The 21,513-nt window shown below is 59.9% G+C and carries 20 protein-coding genes; 12 read left to right on the top strand and 8 right to left on the bottom strand.

Annotated elements, in window-relative coordinates:
* Positions 1 to 9 precede the first annotated feature (9 nt).
* Positions 10 to 375, bottom strand: a complete 366-nt coding sequence (locus JQ558_RS16010) for a helix-turn-helix transcriptional regulator (RefSeq protein WP_212294169.1) — start codon at positions 373 to 375, stop codon at positions 10 to 12.
* Positions 305 to 520 carry a recombinase family protein gene (locus JQ558_RS38335; protein ID WP_409410524.1) on the bottom strand — a complete coding sequence of 72 codons (216 nt, stop codon included), beginning with the start codon at positions 518 to 520 and terminating at the stop codon, positions 305 to 307. Before JQ558_RS38335 ends, JQ558_RS16010 begins: the two co-directional genes overlap by 71 nt.
* A gap of 67 nt (positions 521 to 587) precedes the next feature.
* Between JQ558_RS38335 and JQ558_RS16000 the strand changes: the two genes are divergently transcribed.
* Positions 588 to 1,163, top strand: a complete 576-nt coding sequence (locus JQ558_RS16000; protein ID WP_212294168.1) for a hypothetical protein — start codon at positions 588 to 590, stop codon at positions 1,161 to 1,163.
* Between the two features lie 289 nt (positions 1,164 to 1,452).
* Here the strand turns inward: JQ558_RS16000 and JQ558_RS15995 are convergent, their stop codons facing one another.
* Complete coding sequence (locus tag JQ558_RS15995; protein WP_212294167.1) at positions 1,453 to 2,331, bottom strand: tripartite tricarboxylate transporter substrate binding protein; 879 nt, start codon at positions 2,329 to 2,331, stop codon at positions 1,453 to 1,455.
* 1,183 nt (positions 2,332 to 3,514) lie between these two features.
* On the opposite strand from JQ558_RS15995, the gene JQ558_RS15990 reads away from it, so the two are divergent.
* Positions 3,515 to 4,396, top strand: coding sequence for a DUF2066 domain-containing protein (locus JQ558_RS15990; RefSeq protein ID WP_212294166.1), 882 nt, complete (start codon positions 3,515 to 3,517; stop codon positions 4,394 to 4,396).
* Between the two features lie 148 nt (positions 4,397 to 4,544).
* On the opposite strand, the gene JQ558_RS15985 is transcribed toward JQ558_RS15990, so the two are convergent.
* The gene (locus JQ558_RS15985) at positions 4,545 to 4,817 is read right to left on the bottom strand and encodes a hypothetical protein (protein WP_212209073.1); all 273 of its coding nucleotides are present in this window, start codon (positions 4,815 to 4,817) and stop codon (positions 4,545 to 4,547) included.
* Between the two features lie 709 nt (positions 4,818 to 5,526).
* On the opposite strand from JQ558_RS15985, the gene JQ558_RS15980 reads away from it, so the two are divergent.
* On the top strand, positions 5,527 to 6,021 hold the full coding sequence (locus JQ558_RS15980; protein ID WP_212209074.1) for a septal ring lytic transglycosylase RlpA family protein: 495 nt from the start codon (positions 5,527 to 5,529) through the stop codon (positions 6,019 to 6,021).
* Between the two features lie 56 nt (positions 6,022 to 6,077).
* Here the strand turns inward: JQ558_RS15980 and JQ558_RS15975 are convergent, their stop codons facing one another.
* Positions 6,078 to 8,780, bottom strand: a complete 2,703-nt coding sequence (locus JQ558_RS15975) for an AMP-binding protein (RefSeq protein WP_312014993.1) — start codon at positions 8,778 to 8,780, stop codon at positions 6,078 to 6,080.
* 327 nt (positions 8,781 to 9,107) lie between these two features.
* Here JQ558_RS15975 and JQ558_RS15970 point away from each other — a divergent pair, with 327 nt between their 5' ends.
* Entirely contained in the window at positions 9,108 to 10,496 is a 1,389-nt protein-coding gene (locus tag JQ558_RS15970; RefSeq protein ID WP_212294165.1) for a hypothetical protein, read from the top strand.
* 95 nt (positions 10,497 to 10,591) lie between these two features.
* On the opposite strand, the gene JQ558_RS15965 is transcribed toward JQ558_RS15970, so the two are convergent.
* Complete coding sequence (locus JQ558_RS15965) at positions 10,592 to 10,939, bottom strand: hypothetical protein (protein ID WP_212294164.1); 348 nt, start codon at positions 10,937 to 10,939, stop codon at positions 10,592 to 10,594.
* A gap of 112 nt (positions 10,940 to 11,051) precedes the next feature.
* Between JQ558_RS15965 and JQ558_RS15960 the strand changes: the two genes are divergently transcribed.
* From JQ558_RS15960 to JQ558_RS15935, 6 genes are all read left to right on the top strand, one after another.
* On the top strand, positions 11,052 to 11,717 hold the full coding sequence (locus JQ558_RS15960; protein ID WP_212294163.1) for a glutathione S-transferase family protein: 666 nt from the start codon (positions 11,052 to 11,054) through the stop codon (positions 11,715 to 11,717).
* 171 nt (positions 11,718 to 11,888) lie between these two features.
* Entirely contained in the window at positions 11,889 to 12,656 is a 768-nt protein-coding gene (locus tag JQ558_RS15955) for an SDR family oxidoreductase (protein ID WP_212209078.1), read from the top strand.
* Positions 12,657 to 12,679: 23 nt separating this feature from the next.
* A complete protein-coding gene (locus JQ558_RS15950) occupies positions 12,680 to 13,711 on the top strand; it encodes an L-idonate 5-dehydrogenase (RefSeq protein ID WP_212294162.1) in 1,032 nt (343 codons plus the stop codon).
* 91 nt (positions 13,712 to 13,802) lie between these two features.
* The gene (dctP, locus tag JQ558_RS15945) at positions 13,803 to 14,708 is read left to right on the top strand and encodes a TRAP transporter substrate-binding protein DctP (protein WP_212209080.1); all 906 of its coding nucleotides are present in this window, start codon (positions 13,803 to 13,805) and stop codon (positions 14,706 to 14,708) included.
* Positions 14,709 to 14,746: 38 nt separating this feature from the next.
* Positions 14,747 to 15,274, top strand: coding sequence for a TRAP transporter small permease (locus tag JQ558_RS15940; RefSeq protein WP_212294161.1), 528 nt, complete (start codon positions 14,747 to 14,749; stop codon positions 15,272 to 15,274).
* Complete coding sequence (locus JQ558_RS15935; protein WP_249142482.1) at positions 15,271 to 16,584, top strand: TRAP transporter large permease subunit; 1,314 nt, start codon at positions 15,271 to 15,273, stop codon at positions 16,582 to 16,584. The genes JQ558_RS15940 and JQ558_RS15935 overlap by 4 nt, the downstream gene beginning before the upstream one ends.
* 163 nt (positions 16,585 to 16,747) lie before the next feature.
* Here the strand turns inward: JQ558_RS15935 and JQ558_RS15930 are convergent, their stop codons facing one another.
* On the bottom strand, positions 16,748 to 17,059 hold the full coding sequence (locus JQ558_RS15930) for a hypothetical protein (protein ID WP_212294160.1): 312 nt from the start codon (positions 17,057 to 17,059) through the stop codon (positions 16,748 to 16,750).
* Positions 17,060 to 17,701: 642 nt separating this feature from the next.
* On the opposite strand from JQ558_RS15930, the gene JQ558_RS15925 reads away from it, so the two are divergent.
* Positions 17,702 to 19,234 carry a porin gene (locus JQ558_RS15925; RefSeq protein ID WP_212294159.1) on the top strand — a complete coding sequence of 511 codons (1,533 nt, stop codon included), beginning with the start codon at positions 17,702 to 17,704 and terminating at the stop codon, positions 19,232 to 19,234.
* Between the two features lie 7 nt (positions 19,235 to 19,241).
* On the opposite strand, the gene JQ558_RS15920 is transcribed toward JQ558_RS15925, so the two are convergent.
* On the bottom strand, positions 19,242 to 20,153 hold the full coding sequence (locus tag JQ558_RS15920; RefSeq protein ID WP_212294207.1) for a LysR substrate-binding domain-containing protein: 912 nt from the start codon (positions 20,151 to 20,153) through the stop codon (positions 19,242 to 19,244).
* Between the two features lie 253 nt (positions 20,154 to 20,406).
* Here JQ558_RS15920 and JQ558_RS15915 point away from each other — a divergent pair, with 253 nt between their 5' ends.
* A complete protein-coding gene (locus JQ558_RS15915; protein ID WP_212276630.1) occupies positions 20,407 to 21,441 on the top strand; it encodes an ABC transporter substrate-binding protein in 1,035 nt (344 codons plus the stop codon).
* Positions 21,442 to 21,513 lie beyond the last annotated feature (72 nt).

Genomic DNA, 21,513 nt, shown 5'->3' with positions numbered 1-21,513 from the left:
AGGTTTTTTTCAGTCGCCTTCAGTCACTTCGGGGGAGCATGTCGCTTCAGCAAGCCGTATGAGTTCGACTTGGGAATGAGTCGCTGTTTTCTTGAATATCTCGCGCAAATGCCAACGAGCGGTAGCCAAAGTAAGGCCCAACTTCTCAGCCGCAATAGTCAGGGTCGTCCCTTCCGCAAGTAGCGCCGTCAACGTGCATTGACGCGGGCTGAGACGAAGAAATTTTGAAAGTTTAACCGAATCGAATTTTCGAATTGATCTGATTTGCTGAGAAACAGCCGGGTATCCGGTTTGCGACGAGCCATCAGCGAAAATCGCCGATGACGGGTGGGTAATAGTCAGGTACGGGATCTCCAACGGGAAATTCTCTCCCATCGATTGTTTGCTTCCTTTGGTATTCGCCGATCGTTGCCCTGCTGCTCAGCATGTTGCGGATCGTCGATTGGTCCCAACGCTTCGAAGTACCAAACGCAGGGATCTGCTTTGAATTCAGTAATTTTGCGATTGTGTAACCGCCCAAGCCGGCAACACTTAGCTCGAAAATCTGTCGTACAATTTCAGCGCGCTCGGGGAACTACATTCAAAGGTTGACGACGGAAGTAGAGCAAATACGCAAAGCCTCTGGTCGCGTGAAATTAGAAAGTGGATCAGACGAGTTGCTCTTCCGCTTCACGGAAGTCAAAGGGAAATTCTGGATAGAGGCTTGGGTTGATGACAAAGCGAAGAATAAGTGGATTGAACGCGATGTCATTGGAAACACGCTGTTCGAGCAAATCGAACAGATAAGGCGCAAATACAATGTGCCGGATGCGTACAACCAGTTGCTCGAACTGGTGAGAGGCGACTACAGCTCTGAAACACCTGGGACTAAAAAAGAGTATCCAATTCACTTCCGGCTCGGAAACGCTGGCGTACACGAAGTGCACATGGCTATCACGCCGGTCGAGACCAAAGATAAATCGCCTTGGACTATAAGGTACGAGATTGTCTTACGGCGTAACAAGGCCGATCAAGTCGTATCGTTAGGACGCATCACTTCCGATGACCCGAAAATGAAAGACAAGTGGGCGTATAATCAAGAGTTCAACAGGCTGCTCGGCGTATTCGATGTCGCATTGCCTGAACCTGCGCGAACGTCCGAGGCCGCAAAGCCGCAACGGTAGTGTTGATGGCGCAGCGACGGTTCGAGATGCAACCCCGCTAACTCATTCTGAACCGGCAGCTAAGTAGTTGATCCTACTAGGGTTGAATTTGGCCTTACATTCAGAATGCTCGTTGAAATTGCTCGGGGTCCTGCCTGATTTTGATTCCGCCATTCGGAGGTTCGATCCTTCCCGCCCCAGCCAGCACTTAAGCTGCTGAGTTCGTTATGTAAGCAACTCTATTCCCGCCAGATTTTTTGGGCGCGTTCAAGTCGCTCTCCCGCCACCAAATCTGCGGTTGTCCGGCGACTCAGGGCACCTTGATCCCGGCACGTTCGATCACACGTGCGTACCCTGCACGCTCCTTGGCGAGCGCCTCGGCGTAGGCCGGACCGGGCAGTTCGGTCTGGAGTACACCAAACTTTTCGAGTGCGGTGCGGACTTCGGGGATCTTGCCGACCGCGACCAGCTCTTCAATGAGCTTCTTCACGATGTCGGGCGGCATGTTGGCGGGGCCGACCCAGCCGAATGCCGGCATCAGTTCGAAGCCCGGTACGGTCGCGGCTGTCGGCGCGATCTCCTTGGCGAGCGGATAGGGCCCAAGAGAGGTGATCGAGACGGTACGCAGCTTGCCGCCTTTCACCTGCTCGTATGCCACGGCGAAGTTGTCGCAGGCGAGCTTGATTTGACCACCAATCAGATCCTGGATGCTGAGGTTTGATGCGCGGTAGGTGACGGGCGTCATCTTGACCCCCACGGCGTCCTCCAGCATCGCGCCGCAGATATGCTGCGTCGTGCCGGGGCCGGATGTCGCATACGGCGTCTCCGGGTTCGCCTTCAGCCAGGCGATGAGCTCCGCCATGGTGTTGGCGGGGACGGACGGGTTGACGAGCCAGATGTTCGGCTGCGCTGCCATGCCATAGAGGTAGGTGAAGTCTTTGTCGACGTCGTAGGGGATCTTGTCCTTGATCAGTATCGGATTGATGGCGATTCCGCCGGAGGTTGCTACCGCAACGGTGTAGCCGTCCGGCGCCGCACGCGTCATCGCGTGCAGGCCGTTGACCCCGCCCGCACCGGGCCTGTTCTCGACGATGAACTGCTGGCCGAGCCGCTTCGTCAGTTGGTCTGCAAAAATGCGCGCCATGACGTCCGTGTTGCCGCCGGCGGCGAACGGCACGATGATCGTCACGGGCCTCGATGGCCACTTTTCTTGCGCCGTCGTAGCACCAGTGAGCAAGCCGAGCGTCACGGCCACCATAGCAAGCCTTGCGAGAATACGGGACGGCATTTCGTTCTCCGGTTTCTGACGGGTGGTAGCGCAGCAAGAAAGTCGGTCAGTCCGAGGCTTCTGGCCGTTGTAGTGTCGGCAAGAAGCATACAGTTGTATAAAAAATTTGGCTACCGCTCGAGCAAGCGAATCCCAGCGCGCGCGATCTGGACGGCGCTCTCCCTCGGGCCCCGGAGGGCATGTCAGGGCTCTGGTTCCGCCAAGAGATGTGGCTGCTTCGCTCAGGGGACGGCGAATGCTGCGAAATTTGATTAACTCGGTGAACCGCCCAGGAGCGGCGTGCCGCAAGTTTGCCTGCGTTCAAGGAATTTGTTCGACTAGCGACCGCACTGTCGCGAGACAGTTCTTTTTCTGGTCGTCCCAACCTTCTTAAATGTCGAGTTCAGCCGCCCGACCGTACCTGGAGTTCGAATCCCGCTCGCTGTACCCGCAATTCTACGGGAATGATGTGGCCCGCAAACCACAATTGCCGTGCGAGCGCTCAATACGGTCGCCCCCCGATTGCGGCGGACCGAACGAATCAACTAGACCGCAAACGGGGCTGGGAAGCGGAGTAGTAGTATGAGAGTAGCTTCCCTAGAAAGTATATTGACGGCGGCCACGCTGGTGTCGGCTGTCGTCGTCGTGGTGTGGGGGATGAAGATTTTCTACGGCACGTAGGCGTGAACTACCGTCCGACAAGCGACCTCCGGCCAAGAAGAGGTTCGTGGTAATGACATTACTTCCGCGGCGGCGGAAGCTTCCTTCTCGAACTGTCAAACGTTTGTAGGGCAGCATGTCGTAAGATCCTTGTTCGAAAGTCTTGTTGCGAGAACAATCAGTTTCAAGAGGGCATTCTGGTTTCAACCCTCATGCATTTCAGCTCCTTTTTGATGATCGTCGCCTTGGCCGTATTGGGCGTGCAGCTGGCCTATGCGCTGTATCAACTGGTCACGTTCGTGATCTGATCGGAAATTGCGAGGCAGCTCGCTGGCCCCCATTTCGTCGGTTTTCCTGTAAAATACTCTGTCAGGAGAGAGTTTGCCTGGAGACGGGTGCGATCGGCACTGCGTCGCCAGCCAGCAACAGGTGAGGGCTTTCGGCCGTGAGGACGCATCCAGCGACGACACGCTCCATTCCCTGCTTTCTGGCGGCAATCGCGGCAGTAGTGCTGCTTGCGCTCCCCGCCGTCGCCGCCGAACCCACGCCACGGCAACCGGGGCTCGCCGACGCGGTAAACGCCATTCCACCGGCAGAACTCTATCGCGGGCAAACCATCGTGACGGGGCAGGGCGAGGCAAACCGTATCCTCGGCTTCGCATCGTGCCTGGAAGACGTTCTCGTCAAGGTAAGCGGCATGCTGCGGCTCGCAGGCGATCCGCGTCTCGACCCATACAAGGCCGATGCTGCGAAACTGGTTCGGGACTTTTCCTACCGCGATGAAAAGGGCGGCAAGCCGAAGAACGACGAGCAGGGCACCCGTGATCGCTCCTTCATTCTGACGGCCGAGTTCGACGAGGCCGCCATCAACGGCATGCTTGCCGAGCTGGGCGTCAAGCCATGGCTTACCCGCCGCCCGGTGCTTGGCGTCTTCGTGGAGATGCAGCCGGGCGCGCGACGATACGTGGTTGCAGGGGATTCGAAAGAGACGGAACTGCAGCGGGCTGCCCTCCTGGCGGCCGCGGCCAAGCGGGGAATGCCCGTCGTGCTGCCCGATGCCGCAGCGCTGGCTGGCGTCGGCACCAATGAGCTTGCGCTTGCGAGCATCGCGCCCGCGAAGATCGCCGAAGCCGTGGCCGGGCGGGGCGGAGAGGTCGTGCTGATCGCCCGCCTCGTGTGGGACGATCAAAAGCTGCGGTGGAACTCGAACTGGCAGCTCGATTGGCAGGGCAGGTCGCAGCAATGGCAGCTTGCGGCTGTCACGTTCGACGAGGCCTTCCGGCAAGGCATCGGCGCTGCCGCGCAAATCATTGCCGGGCACCAATAACGAACCGGAATTCGGCCGGGCAGCGGTGTGGTGACTCGGATCGATGCGCGATAACGGATGCTGTCGACCGAGACGGTTAAACCACCCACGCCGACGACGTCGTGAGTCAGGGCGCTGTCAGCCGATGCGCCCCACCGAACGAAGCCAATCAGCGCGACGAGAACACATTCTTCAACTGCACCAGGAATGTCACCAGCCATGCGCAGGCAAACATGCCCGCGAGACCCAGCGCCGTTCTGCGATCAGTCAAAGACAGGTTTGTCCACCACCATATCCGGTAAAGCCATAACCCTGTCGTGGCGATGCCAAGCAAGCAGACCAGCATCTTGAGAAAGGACGAGTTCGCGACACCTAAAGCGCCAAACAAGAGCGTTGCTGGAATGAGAAACATCGTGCAGGCGGATATCAAGGTCTCGTTCATGGGTCCTCAAGACATCTACGAATCGCGAGATTACAGATGCAGTTTGCAGCAACCGGCATCCTTCTGGAAGTGACACCAAGCGACTGATGATTGGCTTTGCCCGCCTACGATGCAAAGCGGACATTGGCAGACGAGGGCAGCCAAGGACCACCGGAGTGCTCCACTCAGCCAACCGCGGAAACGCCCGTTTTGAGGAGACTTTCAACGGAGACAAATTTCGATCCCGCTGAGCGGTGGGCCGGCAGTGGAATCTGGCCGAAGAATTCCCCGATCATGTGACGCCTCTCAATTCGTCCTCGACCGCTGCTCAATGGACCGAGGCAATCTTCTCTTACTCACATCCGGATTCGACGCTTACCTGATCACGTGTTGCCGTCGCCTCGCATGTCCGCTGGTGAGGTCGAAGCAGACTTGCTCGTAGATTAACCGGAACGTCTGCTGGTGACCCGAGCCGACATCGGTCAGACGCGCGCGCCTGCTCACGCGCTCACCAAGTGCCTCTATTCAGTCATGCTGATGACGCAATTTCTTTCTTAGTCGGTGGGAAAGACACCTGTGGAAGGACCACCCTGGTTCCCACAACGGTTCCGTCGCCAGTGTCGGCACGAACCCGCAAAAATCGGCACAAGCTCGTCAACGCATCCGCGTTCGCTTGACCATTTTCTGCGGGATCGGGAATCGAACGATCCAGAAAATCAATCGAGGAGTTATGATGTTGTTTCGCTCGGGCGCCGCAATTTGCGGTGTCGTAGTGCTGCTTGCCATTTCTGTTACCGTTGCTCGAAGTGAAATGGCTGCAGTTCATTCAAGCGCGGTCGTCAATGCCGCTTCGGGGGACGCGATTGTTGGCGCAGCATCCACGTACAATCCGTTCCGGCCCGGATGGCGGGAGGGCGGTCCGAACACAGCTTCAGGCGAGCGCTATGAGCCCTCTGTCTGGGCAGCTGCCATCAAGACGAGTCTGCGCCAGAAATTTGGTGGGGTCCGATATGGCGCGAGGCCGAAATATGCCCTCGTTGAGGCTGTAGGCAAGAAGGTCATCGTCAAGATAAATGACGTGGGGCCACTAACGCCTGGCCGCATCATTGACCTCAATGAGCGGACGATGCGCCATTTCGATCCAAGCCTGCAGCTCGGGGTAATTTATGGCGTAAGCGTCAGGCCGCTTTTCGGCGACTATTGGATTCCCGGACCGGTTGGCTGATCATCGCAAGGCGCTGGCACGGCGCAATTTGCGTCGCTGCCGTCCTGGTCCGATCCTCAGGTTTCGATGCCCAGTACGGGGCCACCGAATTGCGCTCCGTGAGCGCCGATCGGCGACCTGTGCGGTTCGTCGGCAGAGGGCGCGCCGTCAACCAGAACGTCAATTCTTTGCCGCAGATGACCAACCAGCTGTTCAGCGCCGACAGTCAGGCAGCCATGATGTCCCCATGGTACCTCGACGACGTCGAGTTGAGAACTGAGATGCCGCCACGCCCGGCCGTCGTGTTCGGCCGCGTAGAAAGTCACAGGGACCTCAAGCGGTGCCGGAAGATATTGCGCCATGGCGGCTGAATAAGCGTGCCACAACGCCGGCGGAATCTCGAGCTCGGCGGTCGTAATCGGCGTACTCGTCGACGCCTTGAAGCGACGCTCCAGCTCCGCCATTTTTTCAAATGCCCGGCGTAGAAGGTAAAGCGGAAGCAGCGGCTTCATCAGCCCGATGATCGCCCGCGGTACCGGACGCGCACTGATGGTCGGCGGGTCGACCATCGCAACCATATCAACCTTGTGGCCGGCGGCCATCAGCAGGCGGGCTGTTTCAAACGCCACCATGGCGCCGTTGCATTTGCCACCCAGGAGGAAAGGACCGCTGCTCTGCCTCTCCAGAACAAGCGGCAGGCGGTCGGCGGCCATCTCTTCGATCGACGGCGGAATCCTTTCCCCACGAAGACCATGGGGATCGATCGAAATGATCCGGTAGTCGGGCCCGAAAAGCTCGACCATCCGCCGCATACCCGAGTGGCCGCTGACAATGTCCCCATTGAAGAAGAACAGGGGAGACCGATCGCCGCCGGCACCGAACTGGAGGAACGGCGTCGCCGGGGTGCCTGTCTGCATGGCGATTTTTGGGGCAAGTTGGCGGATCGTTTCCGCCCCGTACAGAATCGTTCCCGGTAGGCGTTGGCCGATCAGCCGCTCGATTTCGATGAGCATTTCCATCGCTAGAAGGGAGTCACCACCGCTGGCGAAAAAATCATCTTCGACCGTCACAGCCTCGGACTTCAGCAGCCTCCGCCACAGGGTCAGCAATTCAGCTTCCAGATCCAATGGCCCTTTGTTCACAACAGGCACGGGCATCGCGCCCTGATCGCCCATCAACCCGTCGAACGACTCGCGCAGCCGTCGGCGCTGCACTTTTCCCGTCGCCCCTTTTGGCAGTTGGTCGAGGATCAGAATGCGCCGCGGAATCTTGAACGAGGCCAACGCGCGTTGCAGGAACTGGCGAAGCTCCGCAGGTGTCGCCTGCGCACCAGGATGGGGAACGATGGCGGCTGCGACGTCCTCGCCAAGGCGTGGATGGGGGATTGCGAAAGCAGCGGCCTCGGCTATGGCGGGATGGCGTAGTAGGGCGGATTCAACCTCAGCAGGGGCGATCTTCTCACCGCCGCGGTTGATCAGTTCGCTCAGGCGCCCGTGCAGCGACAGGAAGCCGTCCTTGTCGAGGCTGCCGATATCGCCCGTGCGCAACCAACCCTCTTTGAAAGCAGCTTGATTGAGTTCCGGCGCATCGAGATAGCCAGAGATCACGGTGGGGCCACGAACCCAGACCTCGCCCCGCTCGCCAGCTGGTAAGGCATGTCCATCCTCACCAACAATGGCCACGGTATCAGGCCACGGTTGCCCGCAAGTCCCTGGCCGGTTTGGACCAGGCGGCGGCAGGTTGGTGGCGATTTGCGCGGCTTCGCTGGAGCCATAATGTTCCAGCACCGGCACGCCCAAAATGCGCTGCAGGTCGTTCTGCACCTCCTTCGGGAGTGGCGCGCCGCCCGATACAACGAACCGCAGAGTGTGCGCCGCCTGTGCATCCTCAAGGCTTTTTGCCTTGTCGAGCACGGCAGTGTGGAGCGTGGGACCCGCCGAGTACCAGGTCGGCCGCAGGACATCGAGCCATTCATCGAGCGCCACGACGGCAAAGTTCGCCGGCACAGCAATGCTGCCGCCCGTCAGCAGTGGTGTGAAGACCGTTACTTTGAGCCCATGGGAGTAGTGAGGCGACGACGCGCTCAGGCAGCGGTCCTCAGGCGTGAGGCCGAACCAGGCCTGAAGCCGTGCGGCCGCCGCCAGCATATTGCCATGACTGAACGGAATGAGCTTTGGCTGCGCGGTCGTGCCCGACGTCTGCAGGATGAAGGCAGGCGAGCCCGGATCGGGCTCAGCGTCGATCGCAGGGGAGTTGGAGGCCTGCACGTCGATATTTAGTCCAAGCTGACCGTGTCCGATCGGAGCGGCTTCGATCACGGCAATCCTTCTCTGCTCAGCGGCCTGACACGCTTCAGAGGCCCTGCCTTGCGGCACGAGAAGCGCGTTCAGGTGCAGCATGTCGAGACGTTGATCGAATTCCGCCTCGGACAGTCGCGGATCAAGAGGAACCGCGATGCTGCAGCAGGCCACTGCCACGATGGCGAGAGCCGCCTCCGCGCCGTTCGGCATGAGTACCCCGATCCGAGCCTTGCAATCGAACCCAGCCAAACGAAGCTGCCGGCGGATGCCGTCCAGCTGGCGCTGAAGGTCGCGGTACGTCAGCGGCGCAAAATTGGTGGAGACAATCGCCGGCTGGTCCGGGAACCGGCTGGCAGTCCGACCGATGACCTGGCCCAGCGTGCCTTGGACCTCGAGCTCTGCGCCGTCGCGGACGGACGAGGCTCCCTCGGACAAGATCACGCAAGCCGAATTCGCGTTCCCCAGGAGCAAATTCGTCACACAAGCCTCCCGTGACCACAACAATGTGACCGCTGTGTGCCGCCGCCGCTACACCAAGCCACTGCAATCGCCAGTGGCAAGATTACACCCACCTCCCCACTGACTGGACAACTGGCAATGATGGGTACCTCGGATGGGTAGGGGAATTCTGCCTATGGAATTCTGTATACTTTGGCAGCGTATCGGGCAGGCGATAGAGCTCTGGACGGCGCATGGCCTTACCTACGAAAATGGTCGCAGGCAGGCGATGCTCGTCTGTAACAGGGGGACGCCCGCCTTGTTCGCTCGCGTGCGGCGGCCAGGGTCCGATGGGCGCGGATGATTGCTATGTCTTTATTCCGGTTTCACCCGCCACCAGCAATTCGCAAGCGAGGCCTGCGAAGCGCAATACTAGCGGGCCTGGGCCGCGGCACGCATAGCTGGCCAGCCCTTCTTGTGTTGAAGGGGCTCAATGCCGCACTCACGGCGGTATCGAATTTCGTCCTGGCGTATGTGCTGGTTCGAACAGTTGGCCTGGAGTCGTATGCTTTTATTGCGGGCTTGCTGGCGGTCGCTGCTCTTGTGGTGCAATGCGATCTTGGAATTACCGTTCTGACATTTTCCGAACTGCGGTCCCACTACCTGAGTGAGGCTGACAGACGTAAGGCGAACCAGGACGACCACGACCTAGTGCGAGCAACCGTGACGATCTACACCGCGATCGCTGCCATCGCCGTCGCAATTCTGGGTGTGGCGTTCGTTTCCGGCATTATTCCTGTCGCACATCATGGCATCGGATACTTCCTGATTTTCGCCGGAGCTGTCTGTCCTTTGCCGCGCATGCCGCTTCGCGCGGCCATCAACGCCAGGGATGGCTTTGTTTGGACCGAGGGCGTTGATCTGGTTAGACGTGTCGCGATCCTGGCGGTGACGATCGCGATGCTTTTCGGCCTTTCGTTTGTCGCATATGGCGCACTGAGCTTGTGCATATGGGTGACGTCGATATCAGCTCTGGTCTGGCTCGCCCGCCCACACGGCTTTGCATTGCAGAGTGGAGTGTTTCTCAAAGGTCTGCTTTTTCTGAGGCGCAAGTTTCGGAAGGCGAGCGCGACGGTCGTGTTGTCGTCGTCCGAGTTTGTGATCAGCATTTTTCCGTACTACCTGCTGGCTGCGACAGGGGATGGAGCGGCAATTGTCGCGTTCGATATGTTCTATAAGGTGTCGCGCTTCGCGATGGTGACCTACCTGATTGGCGCAGAGACGGCCCTCCCTCATCAAACGCGCGCGCTACATAACGCAAATGCGTTCGGATTGGGCAGGGCAACCGCGGCCGGATTCCTGTTGGGTTTATTGCCGATGACCCTTGGCATTGTCGCGGTCTCCATGTTCGGCGAAAGGATATTTGGTACTATTTTGAACGATAGCGGAATAGTCTCGCCGACTATGCGCGCGGCACTTTGTGCAATGCTCGTGTTCATGCTGATACAGACAACGTGCGCATTCGTGCTGGTCGGCGCGGGAAGATTTGAGGCGCTTGCCCGTCGCGCCAGCATCACCCTTGCGGGGATGGCGCTGATCAGCGCTCTTACGTTTCTGTTTCATTGGAGCATCGACACGTTTATCGTCGCCTATGTATGTGTCTATGGAGGAGGCGCTTTGCTTTACGCGGCGTGTCTGTATTCGCTAAGCAGATCCTTGTGGGAAAAGAGCTCTCACGCCTTCAAAATGGGAACGTAAATCGGCGATGGAAATGCGCCAATCTGCGGGCGCCGGCGGCTTCTCAAGAAAGCAGGGAGAGAAAAATTCCCGAACGCCATTGCCGGCAGCGCTCATTAGCGTCGGCGCAGCGGACGTTCGTAGGCGACGATCGCCACATCAGGAAATGTGGTCTCGATTTCAAGGATCTCATCAAGGGCGGCAGGATCCAGACGCGCCGGGACGATCCGATTGCAAAGACCCCGACCGACCTCCGCCTCTTGCCGGGTGCGATAGGCCATCAGATAGACGCCAAGCCGATCTCCGGCCTGCGCCAGGAGGCGACCCTCTTCTGCGCTTGGCACGTACCACTCCGACGCATCGATTTCGGCGAGTTCGCAATCCTCGAATTGATCGAGAATCGGCAATCGCCCGCAAGGACGCCCGACGGGATTGTCGCGCTTATCCGGCCGGGCTTCGATCACGTCACGGGTCTCCTGCGGTTTTGCGTTGACATCAAACTGTGATGCATTGGACCATGGCGCAAGCCTTCATCGCACCCGGTCGCAAACCCGGAATAACAAGAAGTTGGAACTGATGATCCTTTATTCCGCAGCGCTTAGCATGTTTGGTGCCAAGGTCCAGATCGCCCTGATCGAGAAGGCAATCGATTTCCAGCTGGTCATGGTGCCATACGATCGCGATCGCGGCTACGAGCCGAAACATCCCGAGGTGCTACGGGTCAATCCGAAGCGGCAGGTGCCGGTGCTGATCGACGGTGACGTGGAGATTTTCGACTCGACACAGATCTTCGAGTATCTGGAGGACGTGCAACCGGCGCCGCCGCTGTGGCCCCGCAAGCCCGCAGCGCGGGCCGCCGCACGCCTGCTCGAGATGAAGTCCGATGAAGTTTATTTCCCGCACGTCATCAGGTTGATGGGATTGCAGGACGAGCCTGACGACCCGGCCGCGGTCGCAGCACGTGACCGTGCGTCACGCCATTACCTGGAGATGAATGCGCTTCTGACTGATCGCGAATGGCTCGCCGGCGATTACAGCTTTGCAGACATTGCGTTCTACATGGCCGCTTTGTTCGGCGAACGCATGGGAGCGGTGCTGGGGCAGGAGACACCGAGGCTGCTTGCGTGGCGCGAGCGCATGACCTTGCGGCCCGCCGTGATGCCGGTTGTCACCGCGCTGGCGCACTACCTGTCGAGTCAGGGACGACCGGTGCCGGGGTGGCTCGATGCAGCCGTGAGATAGCCGGCAGGCGTTCACCCCAGGCGCCAACGCGCATCATGAGCCGCGATACGGTCCAGGCGCGTTGTCGATCATCTACGTCCATTCCGCCCCTTCCTGCGGCCTGGATTGGGCGGTATCAAGGAGTCGCGCGGGCGGTAAGCTGTCGCCCCCGACGCCAGCAGGGGTCGTTACATGGCATTTGAACTGTTCCAACTGACCGGCCAACGGGCGCTCATAACCGGCTCGTCGCAGGGCATCGGCTTCGCGCTGGCGCAGGGCCTTGCCGAACACGGCGCCGAGATCGTCCTCAACGGCCGCGACGCCGGCAAGCTGGAGGCGGCCGCGGCGAAACTCAAGTCCGCCGGACACAGGGTATCGGTGGCCGGCTTCGACGTCACGAACGCGCAAGCCGCCAGGGATGGCGTCGGGGCGATCGAGCAGAACACCGGGCCGATCGATATCCTGATCAATAACGCCGGCATGCAGTTCCGCTCGCCGCTCGAAGACTTTCCCGTCGAGAGATGGGAGCAATTGCTCGCCACCAACATTTCGAGCGCGTTCTATGTCGGCCAGGCCGTCGCCCGTCACATGATCCCGCGTGGTCGGGGCAAGATCATCAACATCGCCTCGGTGCAGAGCGAACTCGCGCGCCCGGGCATTGCGCCCTACACCGCAACCAAGGGGGCGATCAAGAACCTGACCCGCGGCATGTGTACCGACTGGGCCAAATACGGCCTGCAGATCAACGCGCTGGCGCCGGGTTATTTCAAGACCCCGCTCAACCAGGCGCTAGTGGACAATCCGGAATTCTCGGGCTGGCTCGAAAAGCGAACCCCTGCCGGACGCTGGGGCAATGTCGAGGAGCTGGTCGGCGCCGCCGTGTTCCTGTCCGGAAGGGCGTCGTCCTTTGTCAACGGGCACACGCTCTATGTCGATGGCGGGATCACCACCAGTCTGTAAGCTTCGCGCCGCGGGAGTTCCACATGAAAGCCGTCGTCATCCATGCCGCCCGCGATCTGCGGGTCGAGGAACGTGAAGCCGAGGCCGCCGGCGCGGGACAGGTCGAGATCGCCGTCGAGGCCGGCGGCATCTGCGGCTCGGATCTGCATTATTTCAACCATGGCGGCTTCGGCACGGTGCGGGTGCGCGAGCCGATGATCCTCGGTCACGAAGTGGCCGGGACCATCAAGGCGCTGGGGGCGTCGGTATCCGGGCTCGCGATCGGCGACCGCGTCGCCGTTTCGCCGAGCCGGCCCTGCAATGCCTGCGACTATTGTCTGAAGGGCCAGCAGAACCAGTGCCTCAACATGCGCTTCTATGGCAGCGCGATGCCGATGCCGCATATCCAGGGTGCGTTTCGCCAGCGCCTCGTCGCGGAAGCCTGGCAATGCCACAGGGTTGCCGACGGTGTCTCGATCAACGAGGCGGCCTTTGCGGAGCCGTTCGCCGTTGTCCTGCATGCGGTCAACCGCGCCGGATCGCTGCTCGGCAAGCGGGTGCTGGTGACGGGATGCGGCCCGATCGGCGCCCTGGCGATCGTGGCGGCGCGTCGGCACGGTGCGCGGGAGATCGTTGCGACCGACGTAATGGCCGCGGTTCTCCAGAAAGCGCTTGGGCTCGGCGCCGACCGGGTGATCAATGTCGCTGAAGCCCCCGATCAGCTCGGCGCCTATTCGGCCAACAAGGGCTATTTCGATGTCCAGTTCGAGGCGTCCGGCAACGAACGGGCGGTCCGCTCGGGGCTGGAGGTGCTCAAGCCGCGCGGCGTCCTGGTTCAGCTCGGCCTCGGCGGCGACGTTTCGATCCCGCAAAACATGGTGGTGGCCAAGGAGATCGAAATGCGCGGCACCTTCCGCTTCCATGAAGAATTCGGCCTCGCCGTCGACCTCATCAACCGGAAACGGGTGGATCTGGCGCCGCTGCTGACCGGGGTTTTTGGACTGGAAGAGGCGATACACGCCTTCGAGGTTGCGGGAGATCGCAGCCGATCCATGAAGGTTCAGCTAAGCTTCTGAAGATACCGGAAGATAACAGGGGGAGAAAAAAATGAAACTCGTACGTCTGTTGGGTGCGGTGGCGTGCCTGATCCTGTTTCAGGCCTCGGCCATGGCGCAGGAAGTGTCGCTGCGTCTCGTGTCTGCCTTTCCGGAAAACAGCTTTTACGTTTCCCATCTTTTGAAGTGGGTGAAATCGGTAAACGAGCGCGGCAAAGGGGTCCTGCAGATAAACTTCATCGGTGGCCCCCGTGCCATTCCCACATTTGAAGTTGGCAATGCGGTGAAGACGGGGGTCGTCGATATCGCCATGTCGACCGGGGCTTTTTACACCAACGTCATGCCCGAATCCGACATGCTGAAGCTCGCTGAAAAGCCGGTCGCCGAGCAACGAAAGAACGGAGCCTTCGACTACATCAACAAGGTGTGGAACGAGAAAGCCAACATGCAGTACCTGGCGCGGATGGTGGAGAGCCAGCCGTTCCATCTCTATCTTAACAAGAAGATCGACAAGCCGGACCTTACCGGCCTCAAGATCCGGATCACGCCGGTTTATCGCGAGTTCTTTCAGGCGCTCAATGCGAATGTCGTCACGACTGCTCCAGGTGAAGTCTATACGGCGCTGGAGCGAGGGGTTGTTGATGGCTATGGCTGGCCGATCGGTGGGTTGTTCGACCTGAACTGGCAGCAGCACACCAAATTTCGCGTCGATCCGGGCTTTTACGATGCGGAGGTTTCCATCATCGTCAATTTGGACAAATGGAAGAGCCTTACCGAGAAGCAGCGTGACTTCCTGAACAGCATGGCGTTGGAGCTGGAGGCCGGCAACAGCTTCTGGAAGCAGTATGCCGTCGATGAGGAAAAGCGGCAGGCGGATGCCGGCATCCAGACGATCAAGCTGGATGGCGACAAAGCGAAGGTCTTCGTCGATACCGCCTATAGCGTCGCTTGGGCGGCTGCGATCAAGGCGAGTCCGGCGCATGCGGAAAAGCTGAAAGCATTGTTCGGGAATCGCTGATAACTGCGACGTCCGCCAGTGGCGAGAGAGTGTGCTCTATGGATGTGCTGGATCGGTCGATTGGCAAGCTTTGCCTCGCGTTGGTATCCCTGGCATGTGCGTTACTGTTCGGGATGATGCTGGTCATTTGCGTTGACGTATTCCTTCGCAACGTGGCCGTGCCTGGGATGCCCCGCGGGTTTGCCTTGGCCAGCGACCTGTCTGAGTCTGCGATCTATCTGATGACCTTGCTGGTGGCGCCGTATCTGTTGCGAAGCGGTCGCCATATCCGGATTGATCTCCTGCTCCACATGGTGCCGGCGCGGATCGGCTGGCTCATGGAGTTGCTTGCCGCCTGCGCGATGCTCGTTTGTTGCCTGGCGATTGTCTGGTACGGCTTCATTGTTACCGCGCGCAGCGCGGGCAGCAACGCTATGCTCATCAAGACCGTCGTCTATCCGGAGTGGTGGATTCTGGTGCCGCTGCCGTGTGTGTTCGTGCTGTTGTCGCTCGAGGCGATCTTCCGGCTGCGAAGCCTCATTGACGGGCCCCGACAGCCGCGCAACGAGCAGGTGTCGGTGTCATGATGAGTTGGGAAGCTGCCGCCTGGTTACTGCTCGGCGGATCAACCGTTCTGATGTTCGCCGGATTGCCGGTCGGATTCGCGTTTCTCCTCATCAATCTGATCGGAGCCTACCTTTTTATGGCCGGTGAAGCCGGCCTGTCCCAGCTCGTGCGCAGCTCGGTCTCCTCGATCACCACGTTCTCCCTGACGCCGATTCCGCTCTTTGTCCTGATGGGCGAAGTGCTTTTTCACACCGGTTTGGCGGTCAAGGTCATCGACGGCATTGAGAGGGTTATCAAGCACGTCCCGGGCAGACTTGCGGTGGTCGCGGTCGTGGCCGGAACCGTGTTCAGCGCGATTTCGGGATCGACGATCGCAACGACGGCGATGCTCGGCAGCCTGATGGTGCCGATCATGCTGTCGAGGGGCTATCATCCCACGATGGCAACGGGCCCCATCATGGCGATCGGCGCGGTTGATATGCTGATTCCGCCGAGCGCCCTTGCCGTTTTGTTGGGAAGCCTCTCCGGCATTTCGATCTCCAAGCTCCTCATCGGGGGAGTTATGCCGGGCATCATTCTTTCGGTTCTCTTCGTGGGGTGGATTATCCTGCGCACGCTATCCAAGCCGGAATTGGCGCCCGATAGCGAATTCAAGGAATACAGCGGATGGGCGAGGTTCAGTCCGCTGGTACTCTATGTGGTGCCGCTGGTTTCGATCTTCGGGCTTGTCGTCGGTGCGATGGTGGCCGGCTGGGCAACACCGACAGAGTCTGCGGCGATCGGCGCTTTCGCGACGATCGTCCTCGCGGGCGTCTACCGAGCGTTGACGCCGAAAGTTCTGTGGCAATCCCTGCACGGCACGGTGCTTATTTCCGGGATGATTCTCTTCATCATCATCGGAGCAACGACCTTTTCTCAAATATTGTCGTTCTCAGGCTCCACGAATGGAATCGTCAACATCATCACGCAAAGCGGGCTTTCGGCCAACGCCCTGGTCATCGTCATGTTGTTGATCCTGATTGCGCTCGGCGTCTTCATCGATCAGGTCAGCATGATGCTGATCACGCTTCCCATCTTCATGCCGCTGGTGAACTCACTTGCGATCGACCCCGTGTGGTTTGGGGTGCTGTTCCTGATTTGCATGCAGCTTGGAATGTTGCTGCCGCCCCACGGCCTGTTGCTGATGACGATGAAGGGGGTGACGCCGCCTCAGGTATCGATGGGGCATATCTTCCAGGCGGTCATTCCCTACCTCGTCATCAGCATTGCAGTTCTCGCGCTGGTCTATCTGGTGCCTGGAGTGGCGACCTGGATGACGAAAGCGCTGTAGCGCGGACCTGGCATGATGCTGGCAAGGGATCGTTCTGGCCGCATAGCCAGGCTCTCGGTTGAAGCGAAACGCAATATGACGGATTGGGTACTCAAGAAGGATTACTGAGCCCCCTCGATTTCGGCGGTGTGATTGTTGAGGACGGCAATGGTCCCGCTACAGCTCAGCGCCGGACAGCGGTTTCCAAGAACTCCTGCACCGAGAGCGGCACCTCATCGAATTCAGGAAAGCGCCGACGCAACTCGTCGGCAATATCGACCGTGACGTCGCGCGACCAGCCCTCGGCAGTATTGAAGGCGACGATCCGCACAGGATGGCTAAACTGGTCTTCCAGAAGACGGCGGATCAGTGCCTCGCGGTCTGTGCCTTCCTCGTCTGCCTCGCACCAGGCGCGTCCGAGCCTGCCAAAATCGTTTAGCACCAGATAGATGTCGTGATCGCCGCGATATGGCACGATGGACGGGGAGCGAGGCATACGGAATAACTCTCGCGCGAAAAAGGGTATGGAACCTTACTCTGTTCCAATCCTCTGTGTTTGGAAAATCCGAGGTAAATCAAACGGATGATAGATGAGGGCGCGATCGGAGCCTATGCTCACGCCGCTGGGCTTTCAGCGCATCTGGTCCAGCAAGCCTTGGCCTCAGCTCGCTAGCCTCCGAGCTGGGGCTTTTTCCTTCTGCGAACAGTGGCGCCGCCCTGAGCGTTTCCAGGGCCATAGGTGCCAAAACTATCTCGGTTGCTGAAGTCCCGGTGACGACAACCACGCATCGCGATGAGCGTGTCGACTGCCTGATCTTTTTTGATGGCCTGCTCTGCAGAGGCCAGCGTCGTTGCAACCTGGACCTCCAGCCGTGCCGCTCGGCTTCGATGTTTTCCGTGATCATCGCCAGCGCAAGGCGCGCAGCACTGCAAGCAACGCAGAGCAGTGCATCCATTTTATGAGGGAAGGGCCGGTCCTTGTGCCTTTCGCGTAACACTCTCCAGGAAAGAAGTCTGAAGACACATGTGCCGACTGTCCGGTGCTCGGATCGTTACCTAAATCTGCGACCTAAGATAATCGAATCGTTTCGGAGCGAGGCCTGAACGAGGGCCCTCCGAAAGTGCAGGGAAGCGGACCATGAAGTTAATCAACAGCGCAGTGCTTGCCTCGGTAGCGTGTCTCGTCGCCACGGGCGCAGCCCAGGCCGCGGATCTACCAGTCAAGGCCAAGGCGGTCGAATATGTCAGGATCTGCTCCCTCTATGGAAATGGCTTCTACTTCATCCCGGGTACCGACACCTGCATCAAGCTCGGCGGTTACCTGCGCGCCGATGTCACCTTCAACGGCGGTGGCATTCAGGGCACCCCGGCCTGGAGTGGCGCCGCGGGTCAAAAAAGCCGGTTGAGCAACTACTATTTCGCGCGCGCCCGCGAAAACCTCAACATCGATACGCGTACCGCGACCGAATATGGCGTGCTCCGTACATACTTCGATGCGAATTTTTCCTGGACCTCGGGTACCTATGCCTCCACCGGCGCTGGCGGCACCGTTTACTCTGCGGCCGCCCAGGCCGGCGGCTTTGGTGGTGTTGGTAACCCCTCTGACGGCGGTCTATCCGGTGGTTCGTTCGCCCTCAACTTCGCGTTCATCCAGTTCGCCGGCTTCACGATCGGCAGGGCAATATCCCAGTTCGACGCACCATTCGCCGGCTATCCCGCCAACATCACGGACGCGCTGCTCGGCGGCCACTCCGACCAAACCGGCGTAAACCAGTTTTCCTATACGGCGGATTTTGGTCAGGGCGTCAGCGGTACGATCTCGTTGCAGGATCAGGTCACCTACTACCAGACCAATTTGTGGAACGCGTCCACCCTCACCGCGGCCAACTTCGCGGGCGGCGTGTATGGCGCCAATGCCTTCGGCGGCACGCGGGCTCCCGACATCGTCGGCATGCTTCGCGTCGACCAGGCTTGGGGCATGTTCCAGGCCTCGGTAGCCGCGCACAACATCCACGCGGCCTATTACGGCGGGACAGAAACTTCAGGTCATCCCAGCGACAAGTGGGGCTGGGCTGGTCAACTGGCCATGACGATCAAGAACCTGCCGACCGGCCCGGGCGACGACATCGATATTTCATTTGGCTATTCGGACGGTGCCAGCCGTTACGTCTGGCAGAGCCTAGTCGCACCCACCGTCGCCATGTACGGCAGCAGCGGCCTGACTGGCGTCTACCAAGGCCTGAGTATTGGCGGCGTTTCCGACGGCATTTTCACGACCGGCAACGGGATCGAGACGACCAAACTGTGGGGCTTTCGTACTGGCTACACGCACAACTGGAACAGCCAGTGGAATTCAGCGCTCTTCGGCTCCTACACGTCGGTCAGCTACAATGCCACGGCAAGAGGTTATATCTGCGCCACCGTCGCCACCTTCCTGACGCCCGGCTCGACCTGCAACCCGAACTTCAACGTCGCGCAGATCGGCACCAACACGCGCTGGTCCCCAGTGAAGAACCTCACGTTCACGGGTGAGCTGATGTACACGCATGTGGATCAGCAATATTCCGGCGTCGCCGCCTTGCCGGCGGTCAGTGTCAAGCCGGCAGCCCTGTACGAACTCAAGGACCAGGGCACATTGTCACTCGCCTTCCGCGCCCAGCGTAACTGGTAAGACGAGCCTATGCTTGCGGCGGGTTGCTCATCTTGATGAGCGCCTGCCGCACGGCTTCCACCAGGTCCAGGGCCACTGGCGAGGGACTGCGCTGCGGCGGAAACACGGCAGCGAATTCGAAATCGATCCGCGGCAGGAAAGGCCGCGCCACGACGCCCCGGTTCTCGAACTCCTGCGCTGTGAACGGGTCGCAGATCGCGACGCCAAGTCCGGATGACACCAGCCCGCACATGATTTCCGAGAGGCTGGTCTCGACCCGGAGAACCCGGCGGACATCGTCGCGATTGAAGGCCTGGTCGATCAGATGCCGGCCGGTCGATCCCGACGTCAGCGACACGAAGGTCTCGCCTTCGAAATCGCGCGGCTGCAACGTCGCCTTGGCCGCGAGCCGGTGTCCGGTTGGCAGCACGGCGACGCGGGCCGGCGCCGGCAACCGCACGCTCGATAATCCCGCGTGGGCGATCGGCACTTCGGCGAAGCCGATGTCACATTGGTTGTTCAACACCCAGTCGACCACAATCGGTGAGATCACGCCGAAGAACGACAGATTGAGGTTCGGCCGCTCCATCAGGAATCGCCCGGAGAGCCTCGGCAAATAGCCGTTGGACAGCGCTGGCAGCGCCGCGATCCGCAGCGTGCCGGTCCGGCGGCTGCGGATTTCTTCGGCTGCCGCCGTGATCCGTTCGAGACCGACAAAGGACCGTTCGACCTCCATGTAGAGCGCCGTCGCGGCAGCCCTCGGCACCAGCCCGGTGCCGCGCTTGTCGAACAGCTCCATTTTCAGCAGCGCCTGGAAGTCGCGCAGCAACCGGCTGACGGCTGGCTGCGTCACAGCCATCAGCTTTGCCGCTTCCGTCACGCTGCCCGTCAGCATCATCGCGCGGAAGGCTTCGACCTGCCGCGAATTGATTCGAACCATCTTCTCTCCATCCATAACATTTCGGCATGAAGAGGGTGCCATTATTAATTGGACGACGAAAGCGTGGGTTGCGATCTTTTTCATCAAGGCTGGAGATAGCTGATTTTTTGGGCGACGCCGGTCGGGAGCGGACCGGTGATGGCCAAATCTCCACGCGGATCCGACATAGCGTCGTACCGCGATAGAGAGCCGGACAGAACAAGGATGCGCTCGTGATGTTACCCAGCAAACGGACTATTGGAGATCGATCGATATGAAGCATCTCGCCTTTGTCGGAGCCGTCAGCATTGCCGCGATCGCCCTAGCCCCGTCGGCGGGTTTGGCGCAGCAGAAGACACTCTATGTCGCCGGTTACGGCGGCTCGTTTGAGAAGACGATCCGCGACGAGGTCATCCCGGCGTTCGAAAAGGCGAACGGCGTCAAGGTCGAATATGTCGCCGGCAACTCGACCGACACGCTTGCCAAGCTGCAAGCCCAGAAGGGCAACCAGCAGATCGATGTGGCGATCGTCGATGACGGTCCGATGTACCAGGCCATCCAGCTCGGCTTCTGCGGCAAGCTCGAAGGCCTTCCCGCCGACATATACGAGGCCGCACGCTTCAAGGACGACCGCGCGGTTGGCATTGGTCTGGTCGCAACCGGCCTGATGTACAACACCAAAATCTTCGCGGAGAAGGGCTGGGCGCCGCCGACCTCCTGGAACGATCTCAAGGATCCAAAGTACCAGAAGCAATTGGTCATTCCGCCGATCAACAACACCTATGGTCTGCACACCTTGCTGATGCTCGCCCGGATGAACGGTGGCAGCGAGGCCAATGTCGACGCCGGCTTCAAGATCATCAAGGCCGACGTCAATCCCAACGTGCTGGCCTATGAGCCTTCGCCGGGCAAGATGACCGAGCTGTTCCAGTCCGGCCAGGCCGTGTTGGCCGTGTGGGGCACGGCCCGGGTCCAGAGCTTCGCCAACACCGGCTTCCCCGTCGACTTCGTCTATCCGAAGGAAGGTGCGGCCACGTTGCTGACGACCGCTTGTCCGATCACCAAGCCAAACGCATCGCCGCTTGCATCGGCATTCGTCAAGACGCTGCTCGAGCCGAAAGTACAGCTCGTGCTGTTGAAGGACTACGGCTACGGCCCGGTATTGAAATCGGTCGTGGTCCCGCCTGAACTCGGCAAGATGGCGCCGATCGGCGAGCGCGCCGCAAAACTCTATACGCCCGACTGGACCGTCATCAACGACAAGCGCGAGGAATGGACCAAGCGCTGGAATCGCGAGGTCGAGCGCTGAGAGCTGAGCCACAGCTCAGCGCCGGCGGACACGATTTCGGCGATGGTCCGGCGCGACGCCGCAGGCCATCGT

Origin of the sequence: Bradyrhizobium sp. AUGA SZCCT0160 (assembly GCF_018130105.1) — a bacterium.
Classification (GTDB): domain Bacteria; phylum Pseudomonadota; class Alphaproteobacteria; order Rhizobiales; family Xanthobacteraceae; genus Bradyrhizobium.
Note: the sequence above shows the minus strand (reverse complement) of the source record. Positions and strands in the feature narration are given on the sequence as shown.